Consider the following 21209-nt stretch of genomic DNA (forward strand, 5'->3'; position numbering starts at 1 on the left):
ATAAAATGGAAGCTATATATATAATTTACAATAAATGTGTTATACTTATTTTGTTTTACAAAAAAAGAAAAAGGGGGAAATAACATCTATTTGGTGTGATATGTATGAGCGAATTGAAAAAGGTTTTTGGGAAATTAAATAAAATCGATATGTTTTCACCGTATTTCTTTTTGCCATTTATTTTACTGCTATATTTTTTTATTAGCTTATTTGATTGGCATAAATTTGAACAATTCGGTATTCATGTATCTATTTGGCCGGCTGTAATTTTAGCCGTTATTTGTTATTACATAGGTGTATTTTTAATCGATAAACTGCAATGGACAATTCCCACATTCGGACTGTCATTCTTAGGGAAATATATCATTCATTTTATAGTTGTTTTAACGTTGCTTGGATTAGGTTCCTATTTAATGATGATTTTTAGTGGGAGTCTAGGGATAACGGACGAAGCCAATCGCCGAAACTTAGATCCAAAGTTAAACTTCTTTAGCCAATTATTATGGTTTGGGGTTTTATTGCTGTTATCTTATAAAATGATTTTGGAAAAGAAGATGACCTGGAAAAAAGCAATCGGATACGGTTCGATTTTTGCAGTTATTATGTTTCTATTTCTATTAATGGGCTACCGTACACCGCTTATTATTATGTTATTTACTGGGATTATTGTTTTCCATTATGTTGTGAAAAGAGTGAAGCTAACATGGTTTTTAACAGCATTATTCGTAATTGGTATCGGATTTTCGTTGTTTGGCTTTATACGTGTGATGACAGAGGATACGACAAAGGCATTCAATGATCGTACGCAACCCGATGTAGAATTAACTGCGGAGGAAGAAAAAAACCTATTAACGGCTGAACAAAAAGTAAACTTAACACCGAAATGGGTGCGTGCATTAAATGCTGAAGCTGTCACAAGTCATATCGTGTTAAGTACCATTATCGAATACACAAAAGAAGAAGATTACTTAAAAGGTCAAATCCATCAAGGCATTTTTAGTACAATTTTACCTGGCGAGCAAATCTCACCACGTATGAAAGTTACCGAGGTCGTTAATTCAATTACGGTCGAAAGAGGTATATTGGTCACACGTGAACAGCGAACAACAACGCCAACTTTTATTGGTCAATTGTTTTTAGACGGAGGTTATTTATTAGTAGCAATTGGCTTCCTATTGTATGGCGTATTAATTTCTCTAATTTATAATAAAGTAAAACAAAATGGCATACGTAGTTTCCATACTGTCGCTTACGCATTCACAATTACTGTTTTTACAGTATCCATGCACACCGGTTTACTGGATTTAATCTTTGTTCTGATGCTTGGGTTCGTTATTATTGCATCATCTATTTTGCCATCTAATAGGCAAAAGCTGAATAATTAAAATAAATAAAACTATCCGCTAAAGTTAATGGTAATAACTTTTTTAGGATAGTTTTTTTGTGCGCGGTTCGCTTAAAACAAAAATGGCCTTCTCCAAAGCGGAGAAGGCTTATTAATAATCAAGTAATGCGCTCAAAAAATGTAATGGTCTTATCCATATCTGTCACATGTTGATTACACGAATCGCTGTCTGCACAAATGTAATTGCTGTGATTTGTATAAGTGCCGACGATATTTCCTTTAATGGATGTAGTAAATAGTCCAATTTCAGCGTGACGATTACAGATTGCGCATATACCACGAATTGTATGATGGGCGAAAGTGCCTTTGATTGCCTTTAATTTATCGTCTTGCTCTATAATGACATATTTTCGATTGGTACCATAATCATCCCAAGCGAAATAGCAAATTTGTTGAAAATCCATTTGTTCAAGATTCGGCAATTTTAGCTTCTTTTCTTTTTTAAACAGGCTTTTGATTGTGCTTGCCGTAATTGGTTTAAATGGGATAACATACGATTTTAAATCATTTAAATAGGCTTCACCTGTTCCACGTTCTGTTACAGATAAAATAGGCTCAATGAGTTGCGCTTGCGCAGGCGTCATGACAACTTTTTCAGTAATTTCTGTTTGTACAAGACCACGCACAGTCAGAATGACGTTTTTATCTTGTGTAGTAGCAAGTGTTTGTAAAATTTTATTCATTTGTTGCTCAAGTAAATGATAGTTAGCCACCGTTAAAAACGGCTGAATTGCTTGTTCTTCCATGTGAATTCACTCCTGTAAATTAGGCTTTTTTTATTTTAGGCCTAAAGAGATCATCCATTTGTGGGGTTAACCTAGACCTCTTCGACCTGATAATTAATGGGTCTAGAGCAGGCATTACAAAAGAATGCGACCATTTCGATTCCTCCTTGTAAAGCAAACTATAAATATTTTAACATTAAAAGGGAACGAAATAAAGAAAGAGCGGTGGGGGAAGAAATAACATGCTATGTAAGGGGAGATAAACTTGTGCATTCAAGTTTTTACAACAAGAAGGCAAAAAAATTGGCTCATATAAAAAGAGCTACAACTTATGTCAGCAATGACATAATAAATTTTCCACATAGCATAAATATTGCATAGACAAGTAAAGCGCTTAGTACGGCAATGCCAGGCTTATACCAGTTTGTTAATAGGAAAGCGAGCACAGTGAAAAGTAACATGCCTACTGCACCAAAGACCGTATTTTGTAAAACATTGTGAAAGGTGTCAGCTTTCATATGCTTCATTTGCATACCCATGTTAATAAGCGTAAGAATTGGCAACGCCGTAATAATGCCCGATAAAAATAAATACTTAGATTGGCTTAAAAGTAAGGCTAAAACCATAATAGTTCCACCAACAATAAAATAAATCAAATATAGCAATTGTAACCCTCAGTTTCTTATTCTCTTCAAGATTAGTAGTGTAATAATACTGCACATAACTCCTGCTTACAAGGTACTCCGAATGTAAGTAGCAAAAAGTTAGCAAAAATAGATGTTGATTTGAAATTAATAGCGAAATTCTGTAGTAGGATGGTAGCAAATGCAAGAGTGTATACCATAATATAGGTTTGATGCAGATTAAAAACAGTTCATCCAAACACGAATATGGCGAGGGTTCGTATTGTCAGCGCAGTAATGAAAAGATCAGTAGTAAACAGAAAAAGACAATGATTTAATGGGAGAGGAAAGGGTTGTGTTAAATTCTAATCCTGTGCAAAATATGTGAACAATTGCAAGTATTAAAAATTTCATTTCTTTAATAGAAATCTCTTTTAATATATCGTTATATACGATATAATCGTGAGTGACGATATATTAAAGGAGTAAAAAGTATGATACAAGATATAAACTATTATTTTACAAATATTTTCTATCATCTCCATACAACACATGAAGATAATATTTCCCATCAAAGTGTGCGTATTTTACAGATGATTCAAAAGGAAGATGAAGTGACGGTTCGAGATATTGCAAAATTATTAAATATCTCGCAAAATACTGCTTCAGAGCATGTAAAAAAGCTAGAACGACATGGCTGGGTTGAGAAGATTCGAGCAGCCAATGATCAACGTAAAGTGAAGCTTTTTCTTACAGCGGATGGATTACAGATTGTAAAGAAAAATACGGAATTAGATGATAACAAACTAAAGCAGGCGCTACTTCTTTTATCAGAAAAAGAACAACAAAGTGTTTTAGAAGCATTTCAGCTATTAAGCGAGGTGTCGAAATGATTTATACAGTTGTAAAAATTATATGTTCTGCTGCGATTATTGCAGTTGTTACAGAAGTTGCTAGAAGATTTCCTACATATGGTGGTATGATAGCCGCACTGCCACTTGTCAGTATTTTAAGTATTATTTGGCTAACCGTTCAAAGTGAACCAAATGAGCATATACAGCGATTTACGGTTGGTGTGATAGTTGGACTTCCTGCAACAATGGTTATGCTATTTGTTATGTATTTGGCAATGAAATCGTCTATTCATATTGTTTTTGCTATAGGGCTAGGAGTAATGTCATGGGTAATATGTTTAGGTATTCAAAAAGCCATCGCTGGTGTATTTCATATTTCAATATAAAGTAGGTAGATTATTATGCCAATCATCCATCGTTCACAAGTTTCAAAAAAGGATGTTCAAGCGTTTTTTCAAACACATTGGGGAAGTACGGAAATGGTTATTTCCAGTGGTATTTATGATTGTAGTACATTAGAAGGTTTTGTATTTGTAAATGACAATCAAACAATAGTAGGTCTAATAACCTATGAAATTCGGGGAGCTGAATGTGAAATTATTTCCCTTGATAGTATGGAAGAAGGGAAAGGAATCGGCTCATGCCTTGTAAAAGCCGTGGAAGAACAAGCACGTCAGCATCACTGTACTGTTGTTTCACTCATCACTACGAATGATAATTTACATGCACTAAAATTTTATCAAAAACGAGGCTATTCTCTCGTAGAAGTTCTACCAAATGCGGTAGAGCGAGCAAGAGCATTGAAACCGGAGATTCCTTTGATTGGCCATGACGGTATCCCCATTCGCGATGAAATACGGTTGCAAAAAACATCTGTCTCCATATAAGGCAGATGTTTTTTTTATAGTTCACGATTGTATTAGTAAAAATTCTGTTCCGCTACGGTATTTGTCGTTTATACTAATGGTGAAGCTTGAAAGTGAGGAATCTAATGAAAAAAATAATATTTATCCTATTTTTTAGTGTGTTAGTAGTGGGAGCGGCTTTTATCATCTATTTGAAAAGCAATCCACCACTTGTTGTCAATGGTTATACAAACGCTGATGGAAATCCGTCTATTCGATTAATAGAAATTGAGAATAAAGGGCTAAGAGAGCTACAACTACAATCGATACTTGTCGATGAAAAGTTGCCAGACAATGCCAAGCTAGTCATTAGTAAATCAGAACCGTTTGAAGTTGGCGCAAAAATTGAGAACAATCCTAATATGACATTTCATAAACTAACACAAGTGAGTATTTTTCCTAGTCAATACATAGATCGTCAGGCAATTGGTAATCAAGCGCAACATTACGCATTACAAGTACATGCTACAGCAATTCAAAAGATTACGATTCAATACAAATATTTAAACATACCATTTACATTAACGGCAGAGCTTCAATCAAATACCTAACAAAGAACGGTGACATATCGAAATCGGCATCTTTCAATGGGTTCATCCAATTGTTTTTTTCTCAAATTTTGTCATATCTATTAGGCGCTTGTCTTTTCATAAGATTGTTTGATGAAAAAAACCTGTTATTCCTAAATTGTGGTAATCTAATCGTAATAGTTATTGGAATGAAGGAGGGGTCTAATGGGTTTAGTCATTGTTGGCATCATAGCTGTTATTAGTATTTTAGTGTCCATCTTCATAATTGTTCGGAAACAGTCCAAAGGTGATATAAGGCTACAAGTGGAAGCGATATGTGAAGGAAAAAATGAATTAGATCAAGCAATAATGAGAATCTACTTTACATTTTCGATTGGTAAACTAGCTAGCAGAAGTAAAGAAATTATCGGTAGTATTGATTGGTCAGAAGGCTGGATGCCTGTTAGCTACAATTTGAAAGAACATGGCAGCTATCGAGAAGAACGTATCCTTACTTTGACAGAAGATAAGTACACTACTTTTGAAATAGATGCGACAAATGCGATAGATGACCAAGGGAGCGGTGAGGGTTACGTCGTTTTAGTGTTAGAGAAACCGACACAGACCATGCTATCAAGAGCTGGTGTGATGTTAGTCATAACAGCTAACTTAGTATCCTATCAATTATCAGATTCTATTAGTTGGCATAATGAAGTAATAGTGAACCATATTTAAATTAGAAAAGCTATTCGTAAGGATTAAAACTTATGAGTAGCTTTTTTGTTTAACAAAATGGGTAATGGCAAGGCGATAAAAAATTTTTTCAAAAAAATGTATGCGTTTTACATGTTGGTACGCTCATATTTCAGGGATTTCGAGAATGGAAAAAATTTTTTTCAATTATTGACAACTTTTGAGATGTCCGATATAGTGAATACCAATTTCATGAAACCATGAAAACAGCTATGATAAGGACGAGAGTTTTGATGAACGATTTACAGAGAGGGGAGACTAGGCTGAAAACTTCCTAATGCAACGTCAATTCTTACTACCTTTGAGCAGTGCTAGGAAACTTGCACCGTTATTTGCAACGTTACTGCAAAGACAATGAGCCGCTAGTGCATCTAGTGGGAATTTGGGTGGAACCACGGGTAAATGACACATACTCGTCCCTATTTTAGGGACGGATATGTGTTTTTTTTAATTTTTCAGTAAAGGAGAAAAGATCATGTCAAATCAAGTTATCAATATTCAGTTTCCAGATGGAAAGCAACAAGTATTTACAAAAGGTGTTGCACTAACCGACATTGCACAGGCGATTAGTCCAGCACTGCGCAAAAAAGCAATTGTAGGAAGTGTCAACGGAACCATTACTGATTTGACGCGCCCTATTTTGGCAGATGCCCAAATCAACCTATTTGATGCTAGCACACACGAAGGAATTGAGGTAATTCGTCATTCCACAGCGCATTTAGTAGCACAAGCGATTAAACGCTTATATCCAGAAGCCCAATTTGGCGTAGGACCAGTAATCGAAAACGGTTTTTATTATGATATTGAATTATCACATTCTCTTGTGCCAAAGGATTTACAAAAAATAGAAAAAATGATGCATCGTATTGTGCAAGAAAACATTCAAATACAACGAAAAGAACTAACACGTGAAGAGGCAATCCGGTTGTTTCAACATGATAAACTGAAATTAGCATTACTAGCTGATATTCCAGAAGATGATTTCATAACGCTTTATGAGCAAGGTGATTTTTATGATTTATGTCGTGGCCCGCATGTATCCTCAACAGGTAAATTACAGCACTTTCAATTAATGCATGTATCAGGGGCATACTGGCGCGGCGATAGCCAAAATCAAATGCTTCAGCGAATTTATGGTGTTGCATTTGCTACAAAAGAAGAATTAAATGATTATTTTATCTTTTTACAAGAAGCAGATAAACGCAATCATCGTACATTAGGAAAAGAACTCGAATTATTCATGTTTTCAGAAGAAGCGCCAGGTATGCCTTTTTACCTAGCTAATGGCCAAATACTTCGAAATGAATTAGAATCTTTTTTACGCAATTTACAAACAAAATATGATTATCAAGAGGTTCGTACACCATTTATGCTGAACCAGCGTTTATGGGAACAATCAGGACATTGGGAGCACTATAAAGAGAATATGTACTTTACACAAGTAGATGCCCAAAGCTTTGCGTTGAAACCTATGAACTGTCCAGGACATATGCTGATATTTAAAAATGCAAGACACTCATACAGAGATTTACCGATTCGTATGGCGGAATTTGGACAAGTGCATCGACATGAGTTTAGCGGAGCATTAAATGGACTGCTACGAGTGCGAACTTTTTGCCAAGATGATGCCCATATTATTGCCACACCACAGCAAATAGAAGATGAAATCAATTTAGCGCTGCGAATCATCGATCATATGTATCAAGTATTTGGTTTCCAATACGAAATTGAATTGTCGACGCGCCCTGCTGATTTTATGGGGCATATTCAGCTCTGGGATGAAGCGGAATCGGCATTGGAAAATGTCCTGAAAAATGCGGGTTATTCATATAAAATAAATGAAGGAGACGGAGCGTTTTACGGCCCTAAAATTGATATTCATATAAAGGATGCTATTAAACGAAGTCATCAATGTGCAACGATTCAACTGGATTTCCAACTGCCTGAGAAATTCGATTTAACATATTTAAACGAACAAAACGAAAAAGTAAGACCTGTTGTAATTCATCGCGCTGTTTTCGGTTCGATTGACCGCTTTTTAGGTATTTTAATTGAACATTTTGGTGGAGCCTTTCCGACGTGGTTAGCACCACAACAAGTTATTGTGATAGGGGTGGCTAAGATACACCAAAAATATGTTCAGCAAGTAGTACAAGCTCTTGAAAAAGAACATATACGGGTGCGTGAAGATAACCGCCAAGAAAAGTTAGGGAAAAAAATCAGAGAAGCTCAATTGAAAAAAATACCGTATATTCTCGTATTGGGCGATCATGAATGCAACAATCAAAGTGTAACAGTGCGGAACTATGGTCAACAAGTGTTGAATGAAAAACCATTACAGCAATTTATTGAAGAAATTAAGCTCGAAATTAGCGAAAAAGCATTGCCTGATAATTAAATGCAATAAAATAAAAGCCTGATAAGATGTTCAATCAGGCTTTTATTATTTTTAATAAAATGATTTAGTATGCACATGTATTAAAGTAAGAATTTTCGTATAGATACAAAAGTATAATCGTTACTTCTAGATATGTTTTTTCATGCATATTATATAGTGTAGATAGAAGATTATTTCATTTATTATTATAGAGTATTGGCAGATTTTATTATTGGTGAGTAGGTACTACCCCCTATAAGTAAATTTTTTGTTTCTGCATCAATCACTGCATATTTATGAAATTCTTCTTGTGCATGTTGGCGATAGGAAGCCAAGAAATACACTTGTCTGTTTGGATGAATCATTGTGTGATTAGAGAGATCCATTTCTTGACTGACAGTATCTGTTTTCGTATAAAAAAATTCACGAGTTTCTGGCACGTCTTTAAATAATATTTTTTCACGCATGCTGAATGTTGCACCATGATATTCTTCATAGAGTGATTTATCTAATTGCTTATAAAATTCGTCTTCTACAAGAAAAGTTTGAAAGTGATTACTAGGGTATTTTAGCGTAGTGTTTGTTGTTGTGATTGGTTCACAAATAGTAGCAGTCGACTCTTTTGGTATAGACTGTGAGTGTGAAAATAGATTAGAAAAAACGACCAAGGTTAAAAGAAGTACTTGCATAATTTGGCCTCCTATAATTAGCGTTATAGGTAGATTTCCCAATTTCTTGTTATATATACGTTTCATGACAATAACATACAGAATTCTGGGAAAAGGCGATATAGCTTTTTAACGAGTGAAGAAATTGAATGAAAAACCAGCCAAGAAAATACTCTTTTTGACTGGTTTTATCCAAAATGCGCGTTTTTTATAAAATGTATTGATAATGACCCCTCCTTTTTAGGAAGCTTGTTTAAAATATCTGTTTAGCAACACATCTAGCTCTTGGCTATAGTCAACTACAGCAGGGTGTGTAAATCCTAAATCTTTTGCCTTTTTATACATAATTCTCCTTTTAATCTCGATTTCAAACTTCAAGAATTGTTTAAACAATAAATTTACCAACTTTTTCTCCTCCTAATTTTTCTACATATTCTTGATTTAAAATTCTCATGGCTTCGATTCAGCTTTTTCATTGTATATCAGTTAAAACAAAAAAATTGTCACATTGTGTATAGGAAATGAAATTCGTAATTTAGTCACATATAAGTCTATGTATGGATCATACTAATAAATAATAGACTAGTTTCATTTCTCCTTATTTTCAGCTTTTATGTTACATAATTAGCGCGTATAACGAGATTTTCTTTAAGAAATCGTTAAGAACTTAACGCGTATGATATATGTCTTTTTTACTAGATGAATTATTCTTCCTACCTAGAAAAGAAATTGCTAATAGTTACATTCATTCATATATTGTCGCAATTTATCAAATCCTATTATTTGCTGTTTAATTATTAGGGATTTTTCTTTTTTAAAATATTGAACTGAACAGTTTATAAACAACTGTTCATAATGTGATGGTTTTGGGAATCGAAATGCTCAAAATACAAGTAAGTAGCAAATGAGTAACGCACACATTCATTATTTTGAATGTGTGCGCTTTTTTAGCTACGTGGGGGCCATTCTTCACGTAATAGGCCAAATAAGAGAATATCGTGAAATTTGCCAAAGCGGAAAATTTCATTCCGTAGTATCCCTTCTTTTGTAAAGCCACATTTTTCATAAGAGCGAATGGCTCCTACATTAAAGCTGAACACTTGTAGTTTAATTTTGTTGATTGCAATGTAATCGAATATGAAGGTGATAAGTGTTTGCATTGCATCTGTTCCTAATCCTTTACCTTGCCATTTTTCACTTACTGATATGCCTACTAAGCAAGTGCTGTTGGTCCAATTGATAGAAAATACACCACATGATCCAATAAGCTGTTGCGTCGTCTTTTCAAAAATGCCGAAGAAAAATTCTTCTTTTTTTCCACTAATATTTCGAAAGAATGAAGAATGGTCTTCAACTGTATGTGGGAATGGTATCTCATCATTAGCAAGTAATAAAGTAGGCTTTTCATTCTCTATTTGTATATACTCTTCTAAATCAGAGGATGCCATTTGTTTTAATATAATTGATTGTCCATTTAGAAAATCTTTAAAATATTGTTCCATATAAAATCTCCCTTATCTAAGGGTGCAGTTTGTGTACTATCCCTTTGAAAATTAGTTTTTTTCAAACAACGTTTCTACTGCGTTAATTACAATCATATTCACAGCTCCTTTAATTTGAATAGTATAATAATAGCATAGTTTGGAATTTTAAGTAATTACATGAAAAAATAAAATGCAATCAAACTTTGTCAAATGATGGTTGGGTTTTGCTAGTAATTCCTAAAATAGGTTAGAATTTAATAATAAAAAATGTACTAGTTGGAAGAAGGGGTATAATGCGGTTAAAGTTTTATGATCAAACAGATTATTCATTAATTGAACAATATATGTTATCACAGAGCAACTTCTCTATACAATGTCCCCAATGGCAAGTCTTAAACTCTCCGAAACCGATATCAATCGGCATGCCATTTTAGCAATGAAAGGTGAGAAGCTTGTCACTTTTTTTGTTCTTCACGAAAATGAAGGAGTAAAACCTTATTCAGAAAATAACCAAGCCATTTTAATTCGTGGATTTTCAACAGATATGCATGAACAAGGAAAAGGGTATGCCAAAGAAGCATTACAATTATTGCCTACATTTGTACGACTGCATTTTCCTACAATCAATGAATTAGTGTTAGGTGTTAATTTTCCGAATACAGCAGCTCAGGCGCTCTATAAAAAATGTGGCTTTGTCGATGAAGGCATATGTGCAGTAGGCATCAAAAGCGAGTTGAAAGTGATGAGCTATTATTTACAAAGTGATCATTGAAGTGAGGAGGAATGCAGATGTACATAATAGAAGCAAGTATGGAACACTTCACTTTTCTCTGTGCATTGGATAAAGAAGTAATAGGTGACTATTCAAGAAGTGATCGCATTAAGCATGCAATAGTAGAAAGACGATGCATGATTTACAAAATACAAAGTTGTATTGCAGGATTTTTAATTTTTACAACGGATTTCTTTGATTGTAGTTTTATTTCATTAGTTATAGTCAAACCGTCTGAACGTAGAAAAGGTGTTGCTACCGCACTATTAGTAGATTTTATTGAAAGAGCACCCACTGCCAAAATTTTCACGTCAACGAATCGTTCCAATACAAAGATGCAAAACATATTTAACGCTACAGGATTTAAAAGAAGTGGCTATATAGAAAACTTAGATGACGATGATCCAGAAATTATTTACTTTACATTAAAATAGCAATCTTCGTATTCTTATTCATGGACAGGAGGGGGGACTAGCGTAATTTGCTCCCTTTTTCTCTGTCATAATTTTGTAACATTATCTATTAATTAGGAAGGATGAGCTTCAAAAAGGGCACTTAATGTTTGGCATGACGTTCTATAATGGAGAAGCAATTTACAGCTTCTACAAAAAAAGGATGTTGGAGGTCGTTGTGTTGAGTACTGAAAATTTAATAAGCTTAAGTGGGTATTCGTTATTTTTTGCTTTTATCTTGCTGTTAATTGCGATTTTACCGTTAGGATTAGCAGTAAAATCTGCAAGGCGTTCGTTTAGGAGACTAGGTCTTATACTTACATATTCAGCTTTCATCTTGCAATTAGTGTATTTTATTTTAAGATGGATTGCAGTCGAGCATGCACCTGTTAGTAATATGTATGAGTTTATGACGTTTTTTGGCATTATGCTAACAGCTAGCTTTCTTATTATTCATTACTTATATAAACAAATTGTCGTAGGGTTATTTGTAATTCCAGTAGTACTAATTATTTTGGGCTATGGAAGTGTTTTTACAAATGAGGTGAGACCTCTTGTACCTTCGCTGCAAAGTAACTGGTTAACAATTCATGTTATGACAGTAGCGTTTTCAAGTGCTATTTTATCGATATCATTTGCAACTGGTATTATCTATTTACTGAAATCTTTGGATGTTCATAAAAGGACGGGTAGTACCGTTGCGTTAGAGTTTGTTATGTACTGTTTGATTGTGGTAATTGGATTTAGTGCTACAGCAACGGTATTTAGTGTAACGACGGAAGAAGTACACATTCAATTTGAAAATGCGCAAGGTATGAAGGAAAAGGCAGTCTATACGATGACACCACTTATTGTTAATGAAGGAGCGGTCACAGAAAGTGGAGAGACAATCGGCTGGTTGAAGATTACGCCATCAATTGATGCCAAAAAGTTAAATTCTATCGTATGGGCATTTATGGTAGGAACCATCTTGTATGGTGCCATCCGACTGCTCTTGAGAAAGCCACTCATCGTGCTATTAAAACCATTAACAAGCCGTGTACAACCAGCTTTAATGGACGAAATTTCATATCGGGCGGTAGTGATTGGCTTCCCATTGTTTGCTTTAGGCGGTTTATTATTTGCTATGATTTGGGCACAGATTGCATGGGGAAGGTATTGGGGGTGGGACCCAAAAGAAGTCTGGGCGCTCATTACGTTTTTATTTTATGCGGCATTTCTGCATCTTCGTCTGTCAAAAGGATGGGAAGGGGAGAAAACAGCCTGGCTATCTATTGTTGGCTTTGGCATCATTGTATTTAATCAAGTTTTCGTCAATTTAGTCATTGCTGGTCTGCATTCTTACGCATAAAAAATAAGGAAATGAAAAGAGACATCCGTAAAGGATGTCTCTTGGACTTTGAACTGTTAATTCTTGAACGAGAATTAAAGTTTTACAACGTTTGTAGCTTGAGGGCCACGGTTACCTTCTTCAACGCCGAATTCTACTTTTTGTCCTTCTTCAAGTGTTTTGAAACCTTCAGATTGGATAGCAGAGAAGTGTACGAATACATCGTTTCCACCTTCTACTTCGATGAAGCCAAAACCTTTTTCTGCGTTAAACCATTTTACTGTACCTTGAGTCATTTAAAAAACCTCCAAAAATAAATTCAACAATCATATTCCTTCAATCAGTATAAAATAATACCATAATCAGAAGCTCGCTAGAACACGTTACTATTGAATACGTGGTTTCATTGTTTACGATGAAGCAATTTAATTATTACTTTCATTATATAACAGATTCATACATTTATCCAGCAAATGCCGTTTTTTAGTAAGAAAAAATTACATAATATCATTTTTAACTATAATGATAATAAAAAATGCTAAAAAACAAAGGTATAAAGTGCTTGGTATACTAAAAAAACACTAAAAATCGTTTTATATTACCATTTATTTGATTTTCGATATAACTTTATAAACGACATGTAGAAGTTATTGGGAAAATCCGAGTGACTGTCACCGCTCAATTAGTCAATCCATGCTTTTTCTTTGGCAACAATGACTGCTTCAGCACGTGATTCCACATGTAATCTGACAAAAAGTTTTGATAAATAATTTTCCACTGTACGCTGAGTAACGCCTATTGCAGAGGCAATGGCTTTATTGGTACATCCTTGTGCAACCAGCTGCAAAATTTCCTGTTCTTTATGACTTAGTAATACTTCCTGCTTAGCATTGGAACGATTCGAGTGCTGTTGGACAAAGTCTAAAAAATCTGCTGATAATAAAATTTCCCCTCGCAAAGTGGCTTGGATTGTTTGAATTACCTGTTCTTTTGTAGCGAGCTTCGATAAAAGCCCATCTACTTTTTTTTCTACAAGAAGCTCGTAATAATCGGATAATTCGTAGCCTGTATAAAGAATAATTAGCGCTTCAGGCTGTTGTTTCTTAATCATTTCAGCTAGTTGAATGCCGTTTAACGGTTTCATATTAATATCAATTAAATAGAGCTGAAAGGGGTGTGATTCCATTCTAGCCAGTACATTGGCACTTTCTTGTTCTGTTTCAATATGGACATTTTCTAGATCTTGTAATAATGTTTTTGTTCCGTCTAAAACGACAGGATGATCATCTATTATCAATATTTCAATCATTTGTAGGGTTCCTCACATTCCTCTTGAATTTGAATATAAATATGCATGCCATCATTGGGTTTGGAGGTAATGGTCATATCTCCGTTAAAGGCTCGAACACGTTCTCGAATGCCGTTAATGCCCATAGAAGCGGAGGATTGCATTAAATCTTCAATATCACAGCCGATACCATTATCGTCGTATTGGAGAACAAAACCGTGGTTTATAGCAAGTAGTTTAAGTGAAACTTTAGATGCATCGGCATGTTTAATAGCGTTATTTAGCATTTCTTGAACTAGACGATAGACAACTAAATGTAAAGTTGGATCTTGGAACTGAACTCGATCGATTTGTGTATTTAATAGAAAGTTTGCACGTATTTTCACTTTTTGTACGAGTTTTTTTAATGCCATTTCTAAACCAAAAGTATCAAGTAAAGGAGGGCTCAGATTTTCGCAATACTCCCGTAAATCTTTCGAGGCATTTAACAGTTGTTCCCGAATATCTAATACTTTCTTTTCCTCAATAATCGGAGAGCTAGCGATAACATCTAATTCTCTCGCTAAATGTAATTGCTCCTGTAAAATAGTGTCATGTAATTCCTGTGCTAAAATACTCTTTTCTTTCTCAATAATATTCCATAATAATTTATCAAGCCAAGGAAGTTGGGTGTTATGGGTGTCTTTCATGTGCTGAATATCTCGTACTAAATCTTCAATTAGTTTTAAATTATCAATAAACATAGAGACGTATAATGCTAGTAACTCCAACCATAGAAGTTCTTCTTTTTGTAAAGTGTGTCTAATTCGTATAAGAATCTTTTCATCTACTGTATCATGGATCAGAAGTTGTGTCAGTTGGCTCTCTACTTGAATTTCACCACGAGAAAATGGGACATCTTCCATGATTGTTTCAAGCGTAAATGCAGTTGTCCCGAGTTTTTCGGTAATTTCATATTTGAGACTTGAAAGTAATTCCTGTTGGCTTTTAGCTTTACTAATACGTTTAACGGCTGCATATAAATTATGGACATAATCACCAGATGATGAAAATATAATTTTTCGATGTTTAAAGTCAAGTTGCTCTTTGACATAAAAACTGGCTATAAAACCAATAAAAATAATAAGAAAGACAATAATCATCAATTCAATTGAAAGATAGTCCAAAAATAGGATGGCTAATAAAGACGATAAAATAAATGAACTGAAAAAAGCGAGTGATGAATAATAGCGAAAACGAGATAATTGGTATTCAATATCAAATAAGCGTTCGTTCACTTGAATAAAAATAAAGGAAAAAGGTATAAACAAAATAAATAAAACACTAATTTCAGGTCGTATTATCGCGTTATACCCTAAAATTTCGGGTACAACAAACAACAATAGAAATGGCAAAAATGGGACGATACAAGAAATAGCGATTAAGCGTATTTTAGCTAATCGGGTTTGTAAATAGCTCGTTAATAATATATAGATTGCATAGAGTACCAATACCGCAAATAGACTGAGCGTTACAATCGGGGTAATAACCCTAAATTGTGGAAATAGCATTTCAATGATAAAGCAACATACAATAACAAACGGGAGCAAATAGAGCCACTTTACATCTATATACTTCCATTTTATGTGTAAAAAACGATAATATTGTTGTAGGAAATGAATGATAAGCACTAAGCACAAAACTAAACAAATACCGTTTACAATCATGCCAATGATGTTTCCTCTACTTGAAGCCCCTACACTTGTATAAGCTAAAGAGCAGGTTAATAAAAATAGCATTAGTAATTTCGTAATTAAAGTATGGTTATTTCGCTTCCATAAATAGATGGCAACACTTAAACAAAGGATGAAATAAAACATCGGAAAAACAATATGTAAATATAACTCTTCAGGTAAATCCCTATGTTTAATTTGGACTGTTTGAACAGTACCATCTGGTTTTAGTAGTGTTAGCTCTTTCGCCGTTGTAATATAAATATCTGCTTGAGAAGTGCCAAAACCTTTAGCGGGCTTTTGATCGATTGATAGGATCATATCACCTTGCTCAATCTTTTTTTGTTGAGCCCATTCTGAGTAATAAGGATGAATAATAACAGGTAGTGTATTCGATGTATCGACTAAAATATTAATATAAGGACCACGAATGGCAACAACCAGAACATAAATGCCAAGAAGTAAATATGTTAAAAAAATACTAAAAGTTAATTTGCTCATAAAAGACGCTCTTTAAATATTATAATCATAGTATAGTGCTCCGTTTCATCATGAAGTATCTACTATATTATCCATAATTTTTAATTTTTTTGGAATACCGAAATAAAGTGTTTCGGAAAACCACTAACATTTTTTCGGAATAACGAAATAGTCTTTTCGGTATAAGCTGTGATAATGTGAATCTAGCCTAAGTGACGGAAAGGGGGAGCACTGTGTGAAATGGAGTGTGCTGTCACTCATCCTAATTTTCCTAGTCGCCATAGTGGCGTATCCCAAAACGACATTTGCTCAAACTTTTAATAAAGATGCAATAGAAGTAGATATTTGTATCATTGGAAGCGACAATCATTTTGTCTATAAGATTCCAAAACAGTTACATAATGATACGCCTTATTTTGAAATGCAAAATGATATCGAAGCTTCCTTAGCTAGCCATTGGAAAGTGCAAGGGGGTCATGTTGAAACAAATCATTCGAATGTAGCGTATACTTTTTTTATCGAGGATTTATTTCAAGAAAAACAAGATGGTCATTTGAAGTTATCTATACCATATCGCACTTTAGTAGGCATGTTTCGTGAAGATGAAGCAATTCAATTGCGCATTATGGCGAGTAAATTAATGAATTGGCAAGTAAACGCAAAAGAATGGGCGTCACTAGGATTTGTTCAGCCACTGACTTTTTTGAGTGAAAGTGAATATGTCTACAATGGGGCTGTTAACGAATTGTTGCAACAACGAGTTGCCCATTTTGATGGGGCGATCGCTAAGCGTCAAATGTTGTTACGCAGTGTTATGTATTTTAGTTTTATTATTGTTCAAATTTTTGCGTGTTTACTATTATCCAGACGTTTGAAAAAACGAATCATTCAGCACCCTGAAGAAATGCATCAATTTAGAAAACTAAATTATATGTACCAAATCATTCCTTTATTTATTGTTATTGTGCAGATTATATATTTAGTGATGTCTGGTCTGCTAACAGCATTTGGCCTTTACTTTAGTCCTGGCATTGATTTGTTGTTTATTATTGGGCCAATTCTTTTTACAATTATATTGTTGCCGATGTTTTTTGTTCCGACAGAAAATGAAATTGCAAAAGAATTACAACATAATAAAATGGATTCACACTTAGAATAGTATCCCTGTTTGTAATTAATACAATAAAATGCGATGTAGCTGTTGGAAAGTAGTTTGTTTTTGTAATTCGACGTTCACTCCTCAATATAAGATGGTATAATGGTCAACAGCATATTTGAAGGAGCTGGTGACAAATTGACGCATCCAGAGACTGCGTATTTAAATTTACTACAACATATATTAGAAAATGGGATAAAAAAAGAGGACCGTACGGGGACAGGTACGTATAGCATCTTTGGCCATCAAATGCGTTATGACTTAAGTCAAGGCTTTCCGCTTTTAACAACTAAACGCGTACCATTTAAACTTGTAGCTAGTGAGCTTCTTTGGTTTATTAAAGGAGATACAAATATCCGCTACTTATTACAACATAATAATCATATATGGGATGAGTGGGCGTTTAAAAAATGGATTGAATCCGATGAATATAATGGACCTGATATGACGGATTTTGGTCGTCGATGCTTAACGGACGAAGCGTTTAATATTGTTTACCAAGCTGAGCTGGCATCATTTTGCGACCGTATTTTAACGGATGATGATTTTGCAAGAAAGTACGGCGATCTTGGGAATGTCTATGGCAAGCAATGGCGCAATTGGACAACGTCAAACGGGGAAAGTCTTGATCAACTACAAGATGTTATTCTTCAAATTAAGCATAATCCAGACTCACGTCGTATTATTGTCAATGCATGGAACCCTGAAGATGTCATTAATGCAGGGGCAAAAGGAAGCAAAGCGGCTTTACCACCTTGCCATGTTATGTTTCAATTTTATGTGGCAGAGGGCAAATTAAGCTGCCAATTAATGCAACGTAGTCTAGATACATTGCTTGGCTGTCCATTCAATATTGCCTCTTATGCATTATTAACACATTTAATTGCGCATGAATGTGGGCTTGAAGTCGGCGAATTTATTCATAGTATTGGCGATGCACATATTTATGCAAATCATGTGGAGCAAGTAAAAGAACAGCTTTCACGTGAGCCGCGGGAACTACCAACCTTGAAAATAAATCCGAATAAAACGTCGATTTTTGACATAGAACTTGAGGATCTATCCATCGAGGGCTATAATCCACATCCAGCAATTAAAGCACCGATTGCGGTTTAGTCAAAAGTAAGCAGCAGCCATTTTGGTGGCTGCTTTTTTGATGGCATGGACTAGGTCCAAATAATCTATTTTGATAAATAGGCAAGTTGGTGGATGTTTCGATAGGGGGCGTTCTATTATAGTATTTATGGTATTATAAGGTATATTTTCTAATAAAAGCTTTAGGGGTGGCTAGGTTGAGAGAAAGAATAGTGCTACAAACGACAACAAAAGCAAAGATTCTTCGATTGCACGAAAATGGGGAGTCCTCGTTCCCAAAAAATCAGCAGCCTCAACAGGATAGTCCAGCTATTACCACTACATTAACACAAGAACAATTAGTAAAAATGATGCAAATTATTGAGGAAATCCGTGTGAATGGTACTAAATAAAAATGTAAGCGCCTTCGATAAATAAAGACAACGCTAATTACCTTAACTCTTGTCCGGTTGTATCATAAAAAGTAAATATGGCAGGAAACGTATCTTCTGCATCAGGAGGTAGTTTAAATGTTTTCATAAATGGCGCAGAAGTATCAACTTCGACTTCTTTTTCAAAATTCATCAAGTTTGTCAATTGTATTTTGGCAACATTGCTGTCTAATTCGTGTACATATAGTGTGCCATAGTTGCCTTTATTGGTTTTATATTGTCGATAGGTTTCTGAGGGATCTGTTGCTAAATAAATAAATTTAAGTTTGCCATTCCACCCTTTATTAAAACGGGCATGACCATACTGACTATCGTTTATTTTCAGCTGGACTAACCACATATTTGTTTCTTCTATTCGTTCAAAATGCATGATTTGTATGCTACTGTCGATAAATTCTTCTAAAAATTCTTTCACTGTTGTTTCGGATGATTTTAGATGATAGTCGTTATAATAAGCATTTCCGTAAATGAAAAGTCCTAATAATAGTAATGGTGAAAATGAGCATATTACAATTAATATTAATTTGATTTTCATGCTAAATATCCTCCTGTCAATAAAAGTTTTCACATTTAATCTTTATTCAATTATATCGATTTTTACTTTTACTCGTCTATCGATTATATTTTGATGATGATTTCTAACTTGTGTAGTAAGAAATCATCACTATAAATTCAAGCGCCTTCTAAGCTATAATGGCGAAGGAGGTGTTTTTAGATGAACGTAATTTTTATAGAAACAATGACAGGGACAGAGCTTTTACAGATGGTATCACATGATGTGGCTGGCATACTAGCTGCGGCTCAAGGAGAAAGTGTAACGTTCCCCGTTGGTCATTATAAATATGAATTTCACAATCTAGATTTCTATGAAGAAAATGGTCAAATCCAACAAGAGCTCGTTATTTATATGACAAAAATTTAAATTCGATAGCGGGTGTATTTTTGTGAATAATGAACAGGTTAAGATATGAGCATATGACTTGCGATTATCTCAACCTGTAACTATAATAGTTACAACAGGTGGTGATTCGTATGGTCAATAGTCGATTTTCAGTCGCTATCCATATACTTTCGCTCATTGCTACAACATCTGATAAAAGTCAGCTTACATCTGATTATATTGCAGGTAGTGTCAATACGAATCCCGTAGTCGTACGACGAATGATTGGGAAATTGAAAAAAGCAGGCTTGTTAACTTCTCAGTCAGGACTTGCCGGTTATGGCCTTGTTATTGAACCAAAGGATTTGTCATTGTTGAGCATTTACCGTGCGATTGATGGTCCAGAGCAACTATTTGCAATACATGATGAACCGAATCCTGCATGTGCTGTCGGCCGAAAAATACAGCATACGTTGGAAACCGTTTATATAGATGTTTGGCATGCAATGGAAAAACAGTTACAAGCACAAACATTACAAGATGTGCTAGATCAACTTCGTTAAACGTAACGAGGTCGGTCTTACTGTATTCAACCTGTAACTAAAACAGTTACAACTAATTATAGGAGGAATTTATAATGAAAATAGGCGTTATTGGAGCAACAGGAAAAGCAGGGCAAAAAATAGTGGAGGAAGCATTACAACGTGGTCATAACGTTACAGCCATTGTTCGTTCAGCTTCTAAAGTAAAAGAGAACATTACAGTGATGGAGAAAGATGTATTGGATTTAACACAAGAAGATGTAAAGGGTTTTGATGTTGTTGTGAATGCGTTTGGTGCACCACTTGGACAAGAAACATTACATGTTGCTGTAGGTCGTCATTTAATCGCTATCTTTAACGGCATTGCCACAAAACTATTCGTAGTGGGGGGAGCAGGCAGCCTATTTGTAGACCCAGAAAAAAAGATTCGTGTTATGGAGACGCCTGATTTTCCGGAAATGTTTTTGGCAACTGCAAAAAATCAATGTGAAAACTTGCAAGACTTGCAAGCATCAAATATTTCGTGGACATTTTTAAGTCCTTCTGCCCTATTTGATCCAGAGGGGCCACGTTCAGGTAGCTATACAACAGGAATAGATCATTTGTTAGTGAATGCTTCAGGTGAAAGTTATATCAGCTATAGTGATTATGCGATTGCTGTGTTAGATGAAATTGAAAATCCACATTATTTAAATAGACGTTTTACTGTTTCTTCAACTAAATAATCCTACTGCCGAGCGTATGAAATATGCTCGGTTTCTCGCTATT

At 34.7% G+C, this 21209-nt stretch carries 24 protein-coding genes and 1 pseudogene; 16 read left to right on the forward strand and 9 right to left on the reverse strand.

Annotated features, from left to right (window positions below; genetic code table 11):
* Window positions 1–104: 104 nt before the first annotated feature.
* Window positions 105–1385, forward strand: coding sequence for an oligosaccharide repeat unit polymerase (locus I5435_RS10660; protein WP_337983786.1), 1281 nt, complete (start codon window positions 105–107; stop codon window positions 1383–1385).
* A gap of 118 nt (window positions 1386–1503) precedes the next feature.
* Here I5435_RS10660 and I5435_RS10665 read toward each other — a convergent pair whose 3' ends face one another.
* Entirely contained in the window at window positions 1504–2151 is a 648-nt protein-coding gene (locus I5435_RS10665; RefSeq protein ID WP_025219626.1) for a FusB/FusC family EF-G-binding protein, read from the reverse strand.
* A 308-nt stretch (window positions 2152–2459) separates the two neighbouring features.
* Entirely contained in the window at window positions 2460–2756 is a 297-nt protein-coding gene (locus I5435_RS10670) for a hypothetical protein (protein WP_337983787.1), read from the reverse strand.
* Between the two features lie 491 nt (window positions 2757–3247).
* On the opposite strand from I5435_RS10670, the gene I5435_RS10675 reads away from it, so the two are divergent.
* From I5435_RS10675 to thrS, 6 genes are all read left to right on the forward strand, one after another.
* Window positions 3248–3646, forward strand: a complete 399-nt coding sequence (locus tag I5435_RS10675) for a MarR family winged helix-turn-helix transcriptional regulator (protein ID WP_024364082.1) — start codon at window positions 3248–3250, stop codon at window positions 3644–3646.
* Entirely contained in the window at window positions 3646–3993 is a 348-nt protein-coding gene (locus I5435_RS10680) for a DUF3147 family protein (protein WP_024364083.1), read from the forward strand. The genes I5435_RS10675 and I5435_RS10680 overlap by 1 nt, the downstream gene beginning before the upstream one ends.
* Before the next feature lie 15 nt (window positions 3994–4008).
* Window positions 4009–4494: a GNAT family N-acetyltransferase gene (locus I5435_RS10685; RefSeq protein WP_108030275.1), complete on the forward strand. Its 486-nt coding sequence runs from the start codon at window positions 4009–4011 to the stop codon at window positions 4492–4494.
* A 104-nt stretch (window positions 4495–4598) separates the two neighbouring features.
* Complete coding sequence (locus I5435_RS10690; protein WP_337983788.1) at window positions 4599–5063, forward strand: hypothetical protein; 465 nt, start codon at window positions 4599–4601, stop codon at window positions 5061–5063.
* Between the two features lie 183 nt (window positions 5064–5246).
* A complete protein-coding gene (locus I5435_RS10695) occupies window positions 5247–5756 on the forward strand; it encodes a hypothetical protein (RefSeq protein ID WP_024364086.1) in 510 nt (169 codons plus the stop codon).
* A 493-nt stretch (window positions 5757–6249) separates the two neighbouring features.
* Window positions 6250–8172: a threonine--tRNA ligase gene (thrS, locus tag I5435_RS10700; protein WP_337983789.1), complete on the forward strand. Its 1923-nt coding sequence runs from the start codon at window positions 6250–6252 to the stop codon at window positions 8170–8172.
* A gap of 185 nt (window positions 8173–8357) precedes the next feature.
* On the opposite strand, the gene I5435_RS10705 is transcribed toward thrS, so the two are convergent.
* From I5435_RS10705 to I5435_RS10715, 3 genes are all read right to left on the reverse strand, one after another.
* Window positions 8358–8840, reverse strand: coding sequence for a hypothetical protein (locus I5435_RS10705; RefSeq protein WP_337983790.1), 483 nt, complete (start codon window positions 8838–8840; stop codon window positions 8358–8360).
* A 219-nt stretch (window positions 8841–9059) separates the two neighbouring features.
* Window positions 9060–9224 carry an aspartyl-phosphate phosphatase Spo0E family protein gene (locus I5435_RS10710; protein ID WP_024364089.1) on the reverse strand — a complete coding sequence of 55 codons (165 nt, stop codon included), beginning with the start codon at window positions 9222–9224 and terminating at the stop codon, window positions 9060–9062.
* 542 nt (window positions 9225–9766) lie between these two features.
* The gene (locus I5435_RS10715) at window positions 9767–10321 is read right to left on the reverse strand and encodes a GNAT family N-acetyltransferase (RefSeq protein WP_024364090.1); all 555 of its coding nucleotides are present in this window, start codon (window positions 10319–10321) and stop codon (window positions 9767–9769) included.
* A 275-nt stretch (window positions 10322–10596) separates the two neighbouring features.
* On the opposite strand from I5435_RS10715, the pseudogene I5435_RS10720 reads away from it, so the two are divergent.
* From I5435_RS10720 to ccsB, 3 genes and pseudogenes are all read left to right on the forward strand, one after another.
* Window positions 10597–11075 (forward strand): annotated as a pseudogene (locus I5435_RS10720) (GNAT family N-acetyltransferase).
* Window positions 11076–11086: 11 nt separating this feature from the next.
* Window positions 11087–11509 carry a GNAT family N-acetyltransferase gene (locus I5435_RS10725; RefSeq protein ID WP_231784431.1) on the forward strand — a complete coding sequence of 141 codons (423 nt, stop codon included), beginning with the start codon at window positions 11087–11089 and terminating at the stop codon, window positions 11507–11509.
* A gap of 199 nt (window positions 11510–11708) precedes the next feature.
* Window positions 11709–12878, forward strand: a complete 1170-nt coding sequence (ccsB, locus tag I5435_RS10730; protein WP_229386815.1) for a c-type cytochrome biogenesis protein CcsB — start codon at window positions 11709–11711, stop codon at window positions 12876–12878.
* A gap of 74 nt (window positions 12879–12952) precedes the next feature.
* On the opposite strand, the gene I5435_RS10735 is transcribed toward ccsB, so the two are convergent.
* From I5435_RS10735 to I5435_RS10745, 3 genes are all read right to left on the reverse strand, one after another.
* A complete protein-coding gene (locus I5435_RS10735; RefSeq protein WP_010859201.1) occupies window positions 12953–13153 on the reverse strand; it encodes a cold-shock protein in 201 nt (66 codons plus the stop codon).
* Window positions 13154–13539: 386 nt separating this feature from the next.
* Window positions 13540–14166 (reverse strand): response regulator transcription factor, encoded by a 627-nt coding sequence (locus tag I5435_RS10740; RefSeq protein ID WP_024364094.1) that lies wholly within the window; start codon window positions 14164–14166, stop codon window positions 13540–13542.
* The gene (locus I5435_RS10745; RefSeq protein WP_337983791.1) at window positions 14163–16358 is read right to left on the reverse strand and encodes a sensor histidine kinase; all 2196 of its coding nucleotides are present in this window, start codon (window positions 16356–16358) and stop codon (window positions 14163–14165) included. Before I5435_RS10745 ends, I5435_RS10740 begins: the two co-directional genes overlap by 4 nt.
* Before the next feature lie 214 nt (window positions 16359–16572).
* Between I5435_RS10745 and I5435_RS10750 the strand changes: the two genes are divergently transcribed.
* The 3 genes from I5435_RS10750 (at window position 16573) to I5435_RS10760 (ending at window position 18980) form a co-directional block, all read left to right on the forward strand.
* On the forward strand, window positions 16573–17496 hold the full coding sequence (locus tag I5435_RS10750; RefSeq protein ID WP_024364096.1) for a hypothetical protein: 924 nt from the start codon (window positions 16573–16575) through the stop codon (window positions 17494–17496).
* A 99-nt stretch (window positions 17497–17595) separates the two neighbouring features.
* Window positions 17596–18609 carry a thymidylate synthase gene (locus I5435_RS10755; RefSeq protein WP_337983792.1) on the forward strand — a complete coding sequence of 338 codons (1014 nt, stop codon included), beginning with the start codon at window positions 17596–17598 and terminating at the stop codon, window positions 18607–18609.
* A 176-nt stretch (window positions 18610–18785) separates the two neighbouring features.
* The gene (locus tag I5435_RS10760) at window positions 18786–18980 is read left to right on the forward strand and encodes a hypothetical protein (protein ID WP_337983793.1); all 195 of its coding nucleotides are present in this window, start codon (window positions 18786–18788) and stop codon (window positions 18978–18980) included.
* Between the two features lie 37 nt (window positions 18981–19017).
* On the opposite strand, the gene I5435_RS10765 is transcribed toward I5435_RS10760, so the two are convergent.
* Window positions 19018–19554 (reverse strand): hypothetical protein, encoded by a 537-nt coding sequence (locus tag I5435_RS10765; RefSeq protein ID WP_337983794.1) that lies wholly within the window; start codon window positions 19552–19554, stop codon window positions 19018–19020.
* 180 nt (window positions 19555–19734) lie between these two features.
* Between I5435_RS10765 and I5435_RS10770 the strand changes: the two genes are divergently transcribed.
* From I5435_RS10770 to I5435_RS10780, 3 genes are all read left to right on the forward strand, one after another.
* The gene (locus tag I5435_RS10770; RefSeq protein ID WP_025219612.1) at window positions 19735–19941 is read left to right on the forward strand and encodes a hypothetical protein; all 207 of its coding nucleotides are present in this window, start codon (window positions 19735–19737) and stop codon (window positions 19939–19941) included.
* A 110-nt stretch (window positions 19942–20051) separates the two neighbouring features.
* On the forward strand, window positions 20052–20462 hold the full coding sequence (locus I5435_RS10775; RefSeq protein WP_337983795.1) for an Rrf2 family transcriptional regulator: 411 nt from the start codon (window positions 20052–20054) through the stop codon (window positions 20460–20462).
* A 74-nt stretch (window positions 20463–20536) separates the two neighbouring features.
* Window positions 20537–21166: an NAD(P)-dependent oxidoreductase gene (locus I5435_RS10780; protein WP_337983796.1), complete on the forward strand. Its 630-nt coding sequence runs from the start codon at window positions 20537–20539 to the stop codon at window positions 21164–21166.
* The last annotated feature ends 43 nt before the right edge of the window (window positions 21167–21209 follow it).

This window comes from Lysinibacillus sp. C5.1 (genome assembly GCF_016350185.1).
Classification (GTDB): Bacteria; Bacillota; Bacilli; order Bacillales_A; family Planococcaceae; genus Lysinibacillus; species Lysinibacillus sphaericus.